The organism is Ruegeria sp. CG4, assembly GCF_056537185.1.
Window position 1 is genome coordinate 204,563 of record NZ_JBQFRB010000001.1, and the last position, 13,997, is coordinate 218,559.

General features: G+C 60.1%; 14 protein-coding genes. 4 read left to right on the forward strand and 10 right to left on the reverse strand.

What is annotated here, in order from left to right:
* Positions 1 to 12 precede the first annotated feature (12 nt).
* The 8 genes from ACR0J2_RS01035 to ACR0J2_RS01070 form a co-directional block, all read right to left on the reverse strand.
* Complete coding sequence (locus tag ACR0J2_RS01035) at positions 13 to 1,272, reverse strand: c-type cytochrome (RefSeq protein WP_480811430.1); 1,260 nt, start codon at positions 1,270 to 1,272, stop codon at positions 13 to 15.
* Positions 1,273 to 2,478, reverse strand: a complete 1,206-nt coding sequence (locus ACR0J2_RS01040; protein WP_480811431.1) for a formate dehydrogenase subunit gamma — start codon at positions 2,476 to 2,478, stop codon at positions 1,273 to 1,275.
* A 73-nt stretch (positions 2,479 to 2,551) separates the two neighbouring features.
* Positions 2,552 to 3,145 (reverse strand): formate dehydrogenase FDH3 subunit beta, encoded by a 594-nt coding sequence (gene fdh3B / locus ACR0J2_RS01045; protein ID WP_037307340.1) that lies wholly within the window; start codon positions 3,143 to 3,145, stop codon positions 2,552 to 2,554.
* Between the two features lie 11 nt (positions 3,146 to 3,156).
* Complete coding sequence (locus tag ACR0J2_RS01050) at positions 3,157 to 6,051, reverse strand: formate dehydrogenase subunit alpha (RefSeq protein WP_480811432.1); 2,895 nt, start codon at positions 6,049 to 6,051, stop codon at positions 3,157 to 3,159.
* Between the two features lie 130 nt (positions 6,052 to 6,181).
* Positions 6,182 to 6,370 (reverse strand): ubiquinol-cytochrome c reductase iron-sulfur subunit N-terminal domain-containing protein, encoded by a 189-nt coding sequence (locus ACR0J2_RS01055; protein ID WP_170676697.1) that lies wholly within the window; start codon positions 6,368 to 6,370, stop codon positions 6,182 to 6,184.
* A 60-nt stretch (positions 6,371 to 6,430) separates the two neighbouring features.
* Entirely contained in the window at positions 6,431 to 7,042 is a 612-nt protein-coding gene (locus tag ACR0J2_RS01060) for a molecular chaperone TorD family protein (protein ID WP_170676699.1), read from the reverse strand.
* A gap of 4 nt (positions 7,043 to 7,046) precedes the next feature.
* Entirely contained in the window at positions 7,047 to 7,628 is a 582-nt protein-coding gene (locus ACR0J2_RS01065) for a DUF3306 domain-containing protein (RefSeq protein ID WP_480811433.1), read from the reverse strand.
* Positions 7,625 to 8,179, reverse strand: coding sequence for a DUF3305 domain-containing protein (locus tag ACR0J2_RS01070; RefSeq protein WP_170676703.1), 555 nt, complete (start codon positions 8,177 to 8,179; stop codon positions 7,625 to 7,627). Before ACR0J2_RS01070 ends, ACR0J2_RS01065 begins: the two co-directional genes overlap by 4 nt.
* Positions 8,180 to 8,447: 268 nt before the next feature.
* Between ACR0J2_RS01070 and ACR0J2_RS01075 the strand changes: the two genes are divergently transcribed.
* On the forward strand, positions 8,448 to 10,403 hold the full coding sequence (locus ACR0J2_RS01075) for a 4Fe-4S binding protein (protein WP_480811434.1): 1,956 nt from the start codon (positions 8,448 to 8,450) through the stop codon (positions 10,401 to 10,403).
* Here ACR0J2_RS01075 and ACR0J2_RS01080 read toward each other — a convergent pair.
* Positions 10,397 to 11,125, reverse strand: coding sequence for a hypothetical protein (locus ACR0J2_RS01080; RefSeq protein WP_480811435.1), 729 nt, complete (start codon positions 11,123 to 11,125; stop codon positions 10,397 to 10,399). The genes ACR0J2_RS01075 and ACR0J2_RS01080 overlap by 7 nt on opposite strands.
* Before the next feature lie 112 nt (positions 11,126 to 11,237).
* On the opposite strand from ACR0J2_RS01080, the gene ACR0J2_RS01085 reads away from it, so the two are divergent.
* Genes ACR0J2_RS01085 through ACR0J2_RS01095 form a run of 3 tightly spaced genes read left to right on the forward strand, consistent with a single transcriptional unit; the run spans position 11,238 to position 13,470 of the window.
* Positions 11,238 to 12,299 (forward strand): Mrp/NBP35 family ATP-binding protein, encoded by a 1,062-nt coding sequence (locus tag ACR0J2_RS01085; RefSeq protein WP_321253432.1) that lies wholly within the window; start codon positions 11,238 to 11,240, stop codon positions 12,297 to 12,299.
* Entirely contained in the window at positions 12,296 to 12,991 is a 696-nt protein-coding gene (locus ACR0J2_RS01090; protein ID WP_480811436.1) for a biotin/lipoate--protein ligase family protein, read from the forward strand. Before ACR0J2_RS01085 ends, ACR0J2_RS01090 begins: the two co-directional genes overlap by 4 nt.
* The gene (locus tag ACR0J2_RS01095; protein ID WP_480811437.1) at positions 12,991 to 13,470 is read left to right on the forward strand and encodes a DUF6505 family protein; all 480 of its coding nucleotides are present in this window, start codon (positions 12,991 to 12,993) and stop codon (positions 13,468 to 13,470) included. Before ACR0J2_RS01090 ends, ACR0J2_RS01095 begins: the two co-directional genes overlap by 1 nt.
* Positions 13,471 to 13,473: 3 nt before the next feature.
* Here the strand turns inward: ACR0J2_RS01095 and ACR0J2_RS01100 are convergent, their stop codons facing one another.
* A complete protein-coding gene (locus ACR0J2_RS01100) occupies positions 13,474 to 13,974 on the reverse strand; it encodes a flavin reductase family protein (protein ID WP_480811438.1) in 501 nt (166 codons plus the stop codon).
* Positions 13,975 to 13,997: the final 23 nt, after the last annotated feature.

Sequence of the window (13,997 nt, forward strand, 5' to 3'; positions counted from 1 at the left end):
GTTCCCTCCGGCTCAGTTTTCCGGTGCGGTGGCGTGGCGCAGAAAGTCGATCAGATCCACTCTGTCCTGTGACCCGGCGATCCGCTGCATCGGCATCTTCGATCCCGGAATGTAATGGTCCGGACCCTGATCGAACAAGGCATTAATTGTGTCCTCATTCCAAACGATATCAGAGTCTTGCAGCGTGTCCGAGTAGAAATATCCGGGCAGGGTGCCTGCCTGCCGGCCAAAAACGCCGTGCAAAGTCGGTCCGGCCCGTCGTTCACTGCCGGGGGTCAAGCTGTGGCAGATCGAGCATTTTCGGGCAAACTGGCGTTCGCCATTGCTCATCTCATCCGGGTTTTTAAGGAAGCTGGGTTCGGCTGCCGCCATTTGTTCCTGATCCCCAAGGGCGGCGACGGGCCAGCTGTACATCGCCTCGTCAATGCCGCCGGCATGGATGTTCTGACCGTCCGGCGAGAAGGCCAATGCCCAAACCGGCCCGCGCAAGGTTGCACGGAAATCCTGCGCGATGCGCCATTCGACCGTGTCGATCACCATGATGTAGCCTTCGCCGTCGCCGACCGCCAAAAGTTTGCGATCGGGGCTAAGCGCCAGCGCAAGGATTGGACGGCGGTCGAGCGTAAAGTCGCGTTCTTCGTCGGTTGTCAGGTCCAGGATGCGCGTCACACCGTCCACGGCGCCATAGGCGATCCAGTTGTCAGTGGAGTTCAGAACCAGTTCGTTAATACCGAACCCGTGTTCGACCATCCGGTCAGTTTCCTGTCCACTGGCAACGTCCCAAACGCGCAATGTACCGTCCATGCCCGCCGAGTATAACGTGGCCCCATCCGGCGAAAAGGTGACGGCATTCACGCCGCTACCCGCCTGAAGTGTCAGCGAGGCCGAACCATCTTCTGGCCAAATCCCGATGGTTCCGTCCCAACTGGCCGTGGCCACATGCGTCTTCGAGGCGGCAAGCCCAACGATCTTGCCTTTGTGTTGGCCAACGATCTCTCCGTCCGGCCAGCGACGCAGCGTGAAATCGTCTCCGGCGGAGTAGACAGCTCGGCCGTTGAAGGCGACGGAATTGACGGCGGCCTCGTGCCCTTCAAGCCATTCCGGCTTGCGGTCCGACCACAGCCCGACCGAGTTGTCGAAACTGGCAGTCGCAATCCGTCCGTCCGGCGCAGCGGCGATCCCCATGATCGGCCCGCCGTGACCCTTGAGCGTGAAAAACTCGGCCAAGGCCGGGAAGGGGATCAGGGCCAGTGCTATGACCAGCTTGCGCATCTATTCCGCGGGCGAGGCCGCTGCCTTGCCAGCCTCTTTTTCCTGGACGTCTTCCAGCCACAGCGAATGATGCTCGCGAGCCCATTGTTCCTCGACCTCTCCCGTGCCCATGGCGTCAAATGCGCCCTCCATGCCGACCGAGCCCAGATAGATATGGGCGATGATGATGGCGATGAACACATACGCGACCATCACGTGCCAGACTTGGGCATACTGCATCTCTTCCTGCGGGGACATCTGCTCGGGCAGGGTCAGGCCCAGCATTTGCGGAAGCCCGGTCGCGTTGGCGACCGAGAAGGTCTTTGCGAACATCGGCAGTTCAAAGGGGAACAGAAGCGACAGACCGGACAAGCTAATTGAGACGCCAAGCAGGATACAGGCCCAGAAGATGATTTTTTGGCCCGCGTTGAACTTCCAGGCGGGCGGGTGACTGCCTTTGGAAAACAGACCTCCTCCGGCAGCTAGCCATTTCAGGTCGGTCCGGTTGGGGATATTGTGGGCGATCCAGTTCACCGTGACGATGATCAGGCCCAGCATGAAAGCCCAAGCGAGGTTGTTGTGCAGCCATTTGCACCCCTGAGCAATCGTTGCAAACCCTTCCTTGCCGACAAGCGGGATCAGGAAGTCGCGGCCATATAGAGTCAGCAGACCCGTAACGCCAAGGATCAGGAACGACCCGGCAAACAGCCAATGGCCAAACCTTTCAAATCCGTTGAAGCGGGTCACCGTGCGGCCGGTCCTTTCACCGTCGATGCGGATTTTCCCGCGGATCAGGAAAAACAATACGATGACCGCCAGCATTCCGCCCACGATATAGGTTCCGTATTCGCGCAGCGGTCCGGTTCGAAAGTTCAGCCACCACATACCGCCGTCCTGGATCAGTACTCCGGCTGCAGGCCCTTTGGACGACACCGTCACGTCTGCCGAGCCATAGCGAAGGGCGCGATAGACATCGCTGTCCGAGGCGACGCCGCGCGTTCCCAACTGGCCAAGCAAGCCTTCGGCGTTGCCTTGGCCGGTATTGTCCGAGCGATAGCTGTTATCCACCTTTTCACCGCGCTGACGCGCCAGGATGTCTTCAAGCGTCGTCGCGCCGCCAGTCGCTGACCTGTCGGCAGGGGCAGGGGCTTCGGTTTCACTTGATTGGGCGACAGCGATCTGGGCCATCGAGAATGTCAGCAGCAATACGGTGAGCAAGCGGAACATCTGAACCTCGGTCAAAATCCCTAATCAGACGACCCGGCACAGCGGGTCGTCTGTTTGGTTCAAGAAAACGGTTTTATCCGTCTTTCTGGTCGTAGGCCGTGCCCCAACCCCAGGCGCCCGAGCCAAAGCCACGGGCGACGACGCGCTCGCGGTAGATGGCCGAGACCACATCGCCGTCACCGGCAAGCAGGGCCTTGGTGGAACACATTTCGGCGCAGATGGGCAGTTTGCCCTCGGCGATCCGATTGCGACCGTATTTGGCGAACTCTGCGGTCGAGTGCGTTTCCTCGGGGCCGCCGGCGCAGAAGGTACATTTGTCCATCTTGCCGCGCGATCCGAAGTTACCGGCCTGCGGGTATTGCGGCGCGCCGAATGGGCACGCGTAGAAGCAATAGCCGCAGCCGATGCACAGGTCCTTGGAGTGCAGGACGACGCCTTCCTCGTTCTGATAGAAGCAGTCGACCGGGCACACCGCCATGCAAGGTGCATCCGAACAATGCATGCAGGCAACCGAGATCGAGCGTTCGCCCGGATTACCGTCATTGATCGTCACCACCCTGCGGCGGTTGATGCCCCACGGCACCTCGTGTTCGTTCTTGCACGCGGTCACGCAGGCGTTGCACTCGATGCAGCGTTCAGCGTCGCAGAGAAACTTTGCTCTAGCCATTATCGTCCTCCTTACGCTGCCCAGATCTTGCAGAGAGTACACTTGGTCTCCTGCATCTGGGTCACTGAATCATAGCCATAGGTCTGGGCGGTGTTGGAACTTTCACCCAAGACATAGGGATCGGCACCAGCAGGGTATTTCGCCCTGAGGTCTTCGCCCTGGAAATGGCCGCCGAAGTGGAACGGCATGAAGGCCACGCCGGCACCGACCCTGTTGGTCAGCATCGCCATTACCTTGACCTTGCCGCCTTCGGGACCTTCGACCCAGACCTGCGACCCGTCACGAATACCAAGGTTGTTGGCATCGCGCGGATTGATCTCGACGAACATGTCCTGCTGCAGTTCAGCCAGCCACGGATTCGACCGCGTCTCATCACCGCCACCTTCATATTCGACTAAACGACCTGACGTCAGGATTATCGGGTAATCCTTTGAAAAGTCGTTCTTTTGGATCGAAGCATAAAGGGTGGGCAGGCGATAGGCATGCCGGTCCTCGTAGGTCGGATAGTCCTCCACCAGATCGCGCCGGTTGGTATAGAGCGGCTCGCGATGCAGTGGGATCGGATCCGGGAAGGTCCAGACGACCGCGCGGGCTTTTGCGTTCCCGAAGGGCGCACAGCCATGAGCGATCGCGACCCGCTGGATACCGCCGGACAGGTCGGTCTTCCAGTTGGTCTCTGGTCCCGCAACGGCGTCGATAGCCGCGCGTTCCTCAGCGGTGAGGTCACCGTCCCAGCCAAGGTCCATCAGCATCTGCATCGTGAACTCGGGATAACCGTCCTGGATTTCCGATCCAACGCTATAGACACCTTCGGCCAGCAGGTTATCGCCGTCGCGTTCTACGCCAAAACGGGCGCGGAAGGTCAGGCCGCCTTCGGCCACCGGTTTGGACATATCATACAGGTTCGGTGTCCCCGTATGACCCATTTCCGGTGTTCCCCAGCAGGGCCAGGGCAGGCCATAGTACTCGCCGTCGTTGGGTCCGCCAATGGCTTGCAGCGTGGTTCTGTCGAACGTGTGCTGGTTGGCCATATGGCTTTTCAGACGTTCCGGCGACTGACCGGTGTAGCCGATGGTCCAGAGGCCCGAGTTGAACTCACGGGTGATGCTTTCAACATTCGGCGTTTCCGGGTCTTCCATCTCGATATTGCGGAAGAACCGATCCGCCCAGCCGAACTTGTTGGCGAACTTGGCCATGATGACCTCGTCCGGCAGGCTTTCGAACAGCGGATCAACCACCTTGTCGCGCCACTGCAGCGAACGGTTCGACGCCGTGACCGAGCCACGGGTTTCGAACTGCGTGCAGGCGGGCAACAGGTAGACCCCATCGGTGCGGTCATGCAGAACGGCCGAGACGGTGGGATACGGGTCGATCACGACCAGCATGTCCAACTTCTCCATCGCCGTTTTCATCTCCGGGCCTCGCGTTTGCGAGTTCGGAGCGTGACCCCACAGAACCATGGCACGGACGTTGTTGTCCTGATCCATGTTCGCCGGGTCCTCCAGAACACCGTCGATCCATCGGGAAACAGGGATGCCACGTTCGTTCTGAAGTGGTTTGTCCTTGCCTTCCTTGTCCTTGATCGTGGCGAACTGGCCAGCCAGCCATTCCGGTTCTTCACCCCAGACGCGGGCCCAATGGCCCCAGGCGCCGGCCGACAGGCCATAGTAGCCGGGCAGGGTGTGTGATAGAACACCCAGGTCCGTCGCGCCCTGCACGTTGTCATGGCCGCGGAAGATGTTGGTCCCACCACCCGAGGCGCCCATGTTACCCAAGGCAAGCTGCAACACGCAGTATGCGCGTGTGTTGTTGTTGCCGTTGGTGTGCTGCGTACCGCCCATGCACCAGATCACGGTGCCGGGACGGTTGTTGGCCATGGTCCGCGCAACGCGCTTCAACTGCGAGCCCGGAGTACCGGTGACGCGCTCGACCTCATCCGGGTTCCACTTGGCAACCTCTTCACGGATCTGGTCCATGCCCCAGACACGGGTGCGGATGAACTCTTTGTCTTCCCAGCCGTTGTCGAATATGTGCCACAGGATACCCCAGATCAGCGCAACGTCTGTGCCGGGGCGGAAGCGGACATATTCATCTGCATGCGCCGCGGTGCGCGTAAAGCGCGGGTCGCAGACGATCAGCGGCGCGTTGTTCTGCTCTTTCGCGCGCAGAACGTGCAGCAGCGAGACGGGGTGCGCCTCGGCCGGGTTGCCGCCGATGATGAAGATGGCCCGGGAATTATGGATGTCGTTATAGGAGTTGGTCATGGCGCCGTAGCCCCATGTATTCGCAACACCCGCAACAGTGGTTGAGTGGCAGATACGGGCCTGATGGTCCACGTTGTTCGTGCCCCAGTAGGCGGCGAACTTGCGGAACAGATAGGCCTGTTCGTTGTTATGCTTCGCGGACCCCAGCCAGTACACGCTGTCCGGCCCGGATTCCTCGCGGATGCTCATCATGCCGTCGCCGATCTCGTTGATCGCTTCTTCCCAGCTGATGCGCTTCCACTCGCCACCTTCCTTTTTCATTGGATACTTGAGGCGACGCTCGCCATGGGCATGCTCGCGGACCGAGGCCCCCTTGGCGCAGTGCGCACCCAGGTTGAACGGGCTGTCCCAACCGGGTTCTTGCCCGATCCAGACACCGTTCTGCACTTCGGCGACGACTGTACAGCCGACCGAACAGTGGGTGCATACGGATTTGATATTCTCAACGGCCTGGTTTGCCGCTGTCTGGGCGCTGGCTGGCGTCACGGTTCCACCCGTGGCGCTGATCGCGGCAAGGCCGCCGATCGTCAGGCCCGAGCCACGCAGGAATGCGCGGCGATCGACGGTTTTTTCGCCGACCTGGGACAGGATACTTGTCCGCTGGGGGCGTCTCGCAACCCCGTTGGTCTTTTTCCTAAGCATTGTTTTCCTCCCTTGCTGGCCATGTGAGCCATGGCTGGCTTGGTACTGCTAAAGCCGACGTCAGGGCCAATCGCAACCGTCAGTCGGGTGTGACGTCGTCCGGATCAGACCCGGGCGCTGTCGTCGCGGCTCAGAAGCGCGCGCTTTTCAAGTAAGCGCGTGTATGCGCTGTGTCCTGAATCCGGGTCTCGTCCGTCGGCAGCTCGGCTGCCTCGGCTTTCCCGGTCAGGCTGGCGGCGGCAACGGCAGCGGGTGCTGCGGTGCCAGCCAGTTTCAGGAAATCGCGGCGTGTGGCGCCGTCTTCCTTGGTCTTGCTCATGGGCTCCTCCTTCCCAATTGCGAATTAGCGCCGTTTGGGGCGCTGGCGAATGGCAGCAAGTTACGCTGCCGTCATCCGGAAAGCCTCCCGCTCGATCTCCATGAAAACCCGGCCAGCTGTCCCGACCGAGGCATAGAGAACCGAAGCTTCGGCGGCTTCGAGATCCGAATAGAAATGCATGGCCCATGGGCCGATGTGCTTGTTCCAGAACACCTTCTGGTCCTCCAGCGTGGCGGGCGCGCCAAAGCGCCCGACGATCATGCCCGCCATCATCTCCATCAGCGACGCGATGTTGTCCTCGGGTTCAAACACATTTTGCGCCCGCGTAATCCCACGCGCTGCCATGTCGTTGCGCAAATGGGCCAGTGGTTTCTCGTTCAGAAAACCCGTCAGGTAGAAGCTGGCATAAGGCAGCAACTCGCCCCGACCCAGCCCTATGAACAGCGCATTGAACTCCCGTTCCGCCGCTGCGGGTTTGGTGACTTTGGCAACCCTTGCCATGGCCTGAATGGCCTTGCCCAGTTCAGTGTCGTCGCCACCCAATCCGGCCATCTGATCCAGCAGCAACTGATCCGGCGGGCCCGCCAACAGCAAACCAAGAAAGTTGTAGAAATCCGCGCGCAGTCGGTCTTCGGCCGAGACATCCAGGTTTTGCGCGTTGCTTGCGGTCATTGGGTTATCCTTCGAATTCAAACGTCATACGGCGCGGGGCAGGGGCTAGTTCGGTATCGTCAGGCGTATCGCTTTCTGCGACCTGTACAGGTTCCGGTCGCGTGTCCTCAACGAATGCGGGTTCGTCCCGGATGTCGGTGATCACCTCGTCCTCGCCTTCGGGTGGACGTTCTTCTTCATCACATTCGGCGGCCAACGCCTCGACATGAGCCAGCATACCTTTGCCGACCTGATAGGCCGTCTGAATGTTCTCGATGACACATGCGGCGTCCGTATAGTCCTCACCGTAGTCGACCAGCCCGTCCACATTGGCCAGAACCGGGTTCAATCGCCACAGGCGTCGCAATGCACGTCGGCGGAGGCGGTCGGGGACGGCCTGGGCCATGAACCCTGAAATGTCGTCACCGGATTTCAGATCATCCGGGTCCGGCAGATCGAATGCGGCAAGAATCTCCGCATCTGACTTCTCTTCCAGCTCTGCCTGCTGTTCTGCCACTTTCTGCGCTTCGGAGGAGGTGCGTTCAGCCTCGGCTTCAGCCTGAACGGCAGCCTTGCGGCGGGACCAGAAATCGCGCACTTCCGTCATTGCACGATCCTCCGCGGCGCGCGATACACGTCCGAGGCCTGCCGAATGCGCGCATCCCCTTTTCCATCTTCCACCAGATCGGTCCGTTTCTTGTCGCGCCGGCGTTTGACGAACACCTCATCCCGGTGATGTTGCAGCGTAAAGTCGCGCACCCACGCAATCAGACCTTCGCTCATGGGGATTTTTTCGACGATCTCTTCTCCGGTATCTGCATAGTCCTGACCTTCAAAAGGAGATGCCGTGATCAGAACCGCATTCAACGGATGATCTCCGTCAAGCTCGTCCCGCAAGACCAGATAGACCGACGGTTGAATGTCAGACAGGTTCACCATGTAGGCTTCGGTTTCGTCTGCCCAGAGCGTCAGCGGAAGGGTGGCGGCGTGGTACTCCACGGCTTCCCCCTCGCGGCGCAATTCCTTCCAATCTGCAGGTCCTGCTCCGGGCAAAGCCGCCACAGCACGCCAGTTCCACCGCGCCCAACGGGTCACACCCGGTGTTTTGCGCACAACAACGCCAACCGGCATTTCGATCTGATTTGCGGCCCTGGCCACCTAATCCTCCCCGAAAGGCTCTCCCCTGCCTTCCTTGGTGTCCACTATGGTACACAAAACGGCTTTTCGCCAAGCATCTTATTGGAGCGAAACATGACAATTGATCACCACAAGTTTATTTTTTAACCAATTGGTAATGAATTTTGGTGTCCGGGCGAGGGTTATGCGGGGTCGATCCGGCGAATAAACCCTTCTTTGGTGCCGTGGACATTGCCTCACTGCGCATACGGCTTAATGTGCTGAAGGTGGGAAAGCGATGGGGATGGACATGGCCATAAAGATGCTGCTTTGCGATTGCGCGGGAACCCAGTCGCTGGATGCGGACAAGGTGGCCTCGGCCTGCGATGTGTCGTGTTCCAAAATTCACAGCGCGCTGTGCACGCGGGAACTGGAAGCCGCCGCCTCTGCGCTGAAAGGCGAGGATACGACAATCATAGCCTGCGGGCAGGAGCAGGACGTGTTTCGTGACCTTGCCGACGATCTGGGTGTTGAAACGCCCGGCTTTGTCGATCTGCGCGACCGCGCAGGATGGTCCGAACAGGGGCAGGATGCGGCACCCAAGATGGCCGCGCTGGCCGCCGAAGCACTGCTGCCGGAACCGATCACTCCCAGCGTCGATGTCGTTAGCGAGGGTACCTGCTTTGTCATTGGACCGGGCGAGGCCGCTTTTGCGCTGGCCGGGCGCTTGTCAGATACTTTGGCGATCACGGTGTTGGCCACCGATGACGCTGTACCGGTCTCCAGATCGTTTGACGTCGTGCATGGGGAATTGCGCACGCTGAATGGGGCGCTTGGTGCGTTCTCGCTGAAGCTGGACAGGTTGAGGCAGTTGAAACCCGGCGGGCGGGGCGCGTTCGGTTGGACCGACGCAAAGGATGGCGCGCGATCGGTCTGCGACATTGTGATCGACCTGACCGGCGGCACCCCATTTGTTCAGGCCCCGGCCAAGCGCGAAGGCTACCTGCGCGCCGATCCGCGCGATGCGCTGGCCGTCGAAAGGGTGGCGTTTGATGCGGCGCAATTGGTTGGAACGTTCGAAAAGCCGCTCTATGTTCGTCTCGATGAAACCCTTTGCGCCCATTCCCGGGCGGAACAGGTGGCTTGCACGAATTGTCTGGGCATTTGTCCGACGGGTGCAATTACTCCGGCCGGAGAACACGTCGCAATAGATCCGATGATCTGCGCCGGATGCGGCGAATGTTCATCGGTTTGCCCGTCGACGGCGATCACCTACGAGGATCCGCCTCTGGCCGCTTTGCTGTCCCGGATGCATGTCTTGGCGCGCACCTACCGAAGGGCCGGAGGCATCGCTCCGCGTTTGCTGGTTCACGATGCCCATGGGGCCGAGATGATCCGGCTTGCTGCCCGGTTCGGTCGGGGCTTGCCTGCGGATGTGATCCCGCTGGAACTGAACGTGATCTCGGGCTTTGGTCATGCGGAAATGCTGGCCGGTCTGGCCCACGGTTTTGCACGAGTCGATGTCCTGCTTTCGCCAACGACCGAAAAGGACGCGCTGGACAAGGAACTGATGCTGGCGCAGGCCATTGCCGATCCCGAGTGTCTTGGTGTGATTGATGAAACTGACCCGGATTCACTGTCTGACCGTCTTTACGATCAGCATGTCCCGCAGGCTTTGACCGATCCGGTCCTCCCCTTGGGAAATCGTCGGCAGGTCGCGCGACTGGCAGCGCAGGCGCTGAACCCTGGTGCCGATGAGCCGATCACTTTGCCACAGGGCGCGCCATATGGGGCAATTGCTGTTGATACGGATGCCTGCACGCTGTGTTTGAGCTGCGTGTCGCTGTGCCCGTCCGGCGCATTGGTCGACAACCCGGATATGCCGCAACTGAATTTCCAGCAGGACGCGTGTTTGCAATGTGGCCTGTGTCGGACGATCTGCCCCGAAAAAGCGATTGCCCTGGTCCCGCAGATGGACCTGAGTGACAAAGCCCTGTCTCAGCAAGTGTTGAACGAGGAAGAACCCTTTGCCTGCGTCGAGTGTGGGGCGTTGTTCGGTGTGAAGTCCACGGTCGAGCGTATTATGGACAAACTGTCGGGAAGCCATCCGATGTTTGCCTCATCCGAACAAGCGCGGATGATCCAGATGTGCGATAATTGCCGTGTAAATGCGCAGTTTCTGCATCAGGACAATCCTTTTCAATCCAGCCCAAGGCCGCGTGTTGTCACCACCGAGGACTACTTCTCGAAGCGAAAGGATCACTGATGCTGCAGTGGCGCGCCCAGATCGGCCGCGCGGATGTTCGATACGAAGGCGAGGATGGCCTCCAAGTCCTTCAGCGTGATTTCGACCGGGTGAATAGGCGAGGGCCGGGTCGGATCGAACGGCGGTGTCAGCCCTGCGATCTGGGTGAACGAAGGGTGCGGGTTCAGCGCAAAGAAGGCTTCGAACCGCTCCGACCAGTCTGGCATGGCGCGCAGAACAGCAAAGGACGGGGTCGAGCCCAGACCGTTCATGCGGTTGCGCGGACCAATAACATGACACCTTCCGCAATGGGTAAACGACAGCTCGCGCCCGATTTCAGTGTTCGCGTTCGTTGCCGTTTCTTCTGCAGTTTCAACGGTGTCAAACTGCGTATCGAAAGGAGGGCCCTGATCCGGCACAAAGCTTTCGATCGTGCGCTTTCCAATGTCCGACAGCATCCAGTCCTCAAACCGGACCTGGCGGGGGTCATCCTGAATACGAAGATGGTAGGTGACGCCATCCCGGGCAAAGACGGGCTTACCCGGCGGGGAGGCCGCCACAGACATTATCCCGTTTTCATCGGCGATAACCCGGATTCCGGTCTTGAGGGAAAAGCGCGGAAGAATATGTTGCAGTAGACCCGAGTCCCTCACCTGATCCGGAGCCGCAAGCCCAAGCGCCTCTTGCGATAACGAAGGGGTGGCAGACAGCGACAGGCTCAGGCACAAAAGGATGGCACGCATTCCCCAAGCCTAGCGGCGACAGGCGGATAGCGTCAAATAAACTGAAAAAGACGGAGACACATGCAATGACAGGCGATACCCACACTATGGGGCGGAACAAGGAAACAGATGCATGAGTGTTCGTGACGCGGTTCTGGCGAATCTGAAAAAGATCACCGACCCGGTTTCGGGTCAGGACATCGTCAGTGCAGGTGTGGTACGCGCCCTGAATGTCGAAGGTGAAACCGTTCGTTTCGTGCTGGAGATCGACCCGAAACAGGCCGAGCGGATGGAGCCGGTGCGTGCCGCCGCTGAACAGGCCGCAAAGATGGTCGAGGGTGTTGAAAAAGTATCCGCGATGATGACCGCGCATTCCGAAAAGGCGCCGCCGGATCTGAAGCCGAAACCCAAGCCTTCGCAAACGGGGCCACAGCCGGTTGCGGGTGTTGACCGGATCATCGCCGTGGCATCCGGCAAGGGCGGGGTCGGTAAATCGACGGTTTCCGCCAATCTGGCCTGCGCACTGGCCGCCGAAGGTCGCCGGGTTGGACTGTTGGATGCGGATGTTTACGGGCCATCGCAGCCGCGTATGCTGGGGGTTTCCGGACGACCGGCAAGCCCTGACGGAAAAACGATTCTGCCGCTGCGCAATCACGGTGTCACCATGATGTCGATGGGCCTGATGACCAACGAAGGGCAGGCGGTTGTGTGGCGTGGTCCAATGCTGATGGGCGCGCTGCAGCAGATGATGAACCAGGTGCAATGGGGTGCACTGGATGTGCTGATCGTCGATCTGCCGCCCGGCACAGGCGACGTGCAACTGACGCTGAGCCAGAAGTTCCGGGTGGACGGTGCCATTGTCGTGTCAACTCCGCAGGACGTGGCGCTGATCGACGCCCGCAAAGGCATCGACATGTTCAATCAGCTCAAAACGCCCATCGTGGGGATGATCGAGAACATGTCGACCCATATCTGCTCGAATTGCGGACATGAGGAGCATGTATTCGGACACGGCGGAGTGGCCTCCGAAGCCGCGGCGCTGGGCGTTCCGCTGCTGGGGGAAATTCCGCTGCATTTGGACATTCGCGTCGCAGCCGATGGCGGTGCGCCGATCGTGGTCAGCAAGCCAGACAGTCCGCAGGCCGAGGCGTTCCGCAAGATCGCCCGCGACATGATCGCCAAGGGCCAGGCATGATTGAGCCGGTCTTCCCCCCATTGCTGACCGGACATCCGGTTCAGGGCGGGGAAGACCCGTTTGACCGCGCGCAGGCCATGGCTGCGCTGGGCTGTGACGCGGGCGCGGTCGTTTACAATATTCAGGCAGACCGTCTGCGGGTTGCGATTGTCTTCGCGCCCGAGGTGCCGCTGCAGGACGCAATGGCAATGCTTCCGTTGTGCGCGGTGGGTTTTCAGAACGCTTTGGGCGCGCTGGCCCCGCCCGAGGTTGCCGTACATCTGGGCTGGGACGGTTTGGTCTGCGTGAACGGTGCTCGGTGTGGGCAGTTTCGGGCCGCTGCTTCCGCCTCTAGTTTGGAAGAAGTCCCTGACTGGTTGGTCATCGGGTGGGAACTGGCCTTGTTGCAGACAAGCGATGCACCCGGGGAAAACCCTGATGTCACCGCGCTGTATGACGAAGGCTGTGCCGAAGTCGGCCCGGTGCAGTTGGTCGAAAGCTGGTCGCGTCACATGCTGACATGGCTCAATCGCTGGCAAGAGGACGGCAACGGCCCGTTGCACGCAGAATGGATGGGACTTCTGCGCGGCGTGGGTGAGCCGATTGAAGAACAGGGCGTCTTCCTTGGCACGGATGAAAGGTTCGGTATGCTGATCCGCAAGGGTTCGGACACCCAACTGCGCCCACTGACTGAATTGCTGGAGGCATCCTGATGAAATTGGCCCGTGCCATTCACTTTGACGAAAGTGACATGAATGTCTTTCAGTCGCCCGCGCGCACCGGTGAATGGTGTATTTCGGGCGGGTTCGAGTTTTCGAACTGGGGATCGGCCGATCTGGCTGGCAAGGCGCGGCAGGCCTTTGCCAATGGCTGGCTGGGGCTTGAGACATTCGGACGGGTGACATTCGTCGCCGTTACCAAGGTCGAACCATCCGAACTTGAACAGATCGCGCAGAGCCTCGCGGATCATTTCGTCCGTTTCTACGGAGCCCCGTCAATCAATGCAGCCCTGGGCGTTGCACAGGCCGAAATTGACCATATGTCCGGCCTGTGTGAAGAGCACGCGCCCAACACGCTGCTGACCGTTGCACGCGAGTTGACCGATTCAGGTGTTCATGAAGCGTTTCGCGTCATCGTTCCCCAAGATGCTGAACTTGAGGCGCTTGCCGTTCATGGGTCTCTGGACGAATAGCGTTCAGATCGTATCGACAAAACCACCGAACTGACCGCGTTTGAAAATCAGACCCTGACCTGTCCGGTACATCGCGGTTTCGACGCGACCCACCAAGATCAGGTGATCGCCCGCTTCGTGCCGGTCATGCAGATGGCAATCAAACCGCGCCAGGCAGCCGTCCAGTTGAGGGCGACCGGCAGGATCCGCGCGCCAGTCTGCATGCGAGAAATCAAAGCCGTTTCGGGCAAACTTCAAAGCCTGATTCTGCTGCTCCTGCGCCATGACGTGGATCGAATAGTCCGTGCATGCGCTGAAGGCGTCAAAGCGGTTGGAATCCTTGGCAAGGCACCACAGAACCAGCGGGGGATCCAGCGACACCGAGGAAAAGGAATTCACGGTAATCGCGCGCGGCCCTGCGGCCGTGTTGGTCGTGATGACCGTCACACCTGTGCCGAAACAGCCCAACGCCTGTCGAAAGGCGTTGCTGTGATCCGGGCCAGGGGTGAAGGTTCTATCCGTCATTGCGCGCTCGTGTTTCAGACGCG

Coding starts and splice junctions, on each gene's coding strand:
- ACR0J2_RS01050 (WP_480811432.1), bottom strand. CDS start 6,051: ATGCTTAGGAAAAAGACCAACGGGGTTGCGAGACGCCCCCAGCGGACA.
- ACR0J2_RS01090 (WP_480811436.1), top strand. CDS start 12,296: ATGATTGAGCCGGTCTTCCCCCCATTGCTGACCGGACATCCGGTTCAG.
- ACR0J2_RS01075 (WP_480811434.1), top strand. CDS start 8,448: ATGGCCATAAAGATGCTGCTTTGCGATTGCGCGGGAACCCAGTCGCTG.
- ACR0J2_RS01055 (WP_170676697.1), bottom strand. CDS start 6,370: ATGAGCAAGACCAAGGAAGACGGCGCCACACGCCGCGATTTCCTGAAA.
- ACR0J2_RS01040 (WP_480811431.1), bottom strand. CDS start 2,478: ATGTTCCGCTTGCTCACCGTATTGCTGCTGACATTCTCGATGGCCCAG.
- fdh3B (WP_037307340.1), bottom strand. CDS start 3,145: ATGGCTAGAGCAAAGTTTCTCTGCGACGCTGAACGCTGCATCGAGTGC.
- ACR0J2_RS01080 (WP_480811435.1), bottom strand. CDS start 11,125: ATGCGTGCCATCCTTTTGTGCCTGAGCCTGTCGCTGTCTGCCACCCCT.
- ACR0J2_RS01085 (WP_321253432.1), top strand. CDS start 11,238: ATGAGTGTTCGTGACGCGGTTCTGGCGAATCTGAAAAAGATCACCGAC.
- ACR0J2_RS01100 (WP_480811438.1), bottom strand. CDS start 13,974: ATGACGGATAGAACCTTCACCCCTGGCCCGGATCACAGCAACGCCTTT.
- ACR0J2_RS01065 (WP_480811433.1), bottom strand. CDS start 7,628: ATGACGGAAGTGCGCGATTTCTGGTCCCGCCGCAAGGCTGCCGTTCAG.
- ACR0J2_RS01095 (WP_480811437.1), top strand. CDS start 12,991: ATGAAATTGGCCCGTGCCATTCACTTTGACGAAAGTGACATGAATGTC.
- ACR0J2_RS01060 (WP_170676699.1), bottom strand. CDS start 7,042: ATGACCGCAAGCAACGCGCAAAACCTGGATGTCTCGGCCGAAGACCGA.
- ACR0J2_RS01035 (WP_480811430.1), bottom strand. CDS start 1,272: ATGCGCAAGCTGGTCATAGCACTGGCCCTGATCCCCTTCCCGGCCTTG.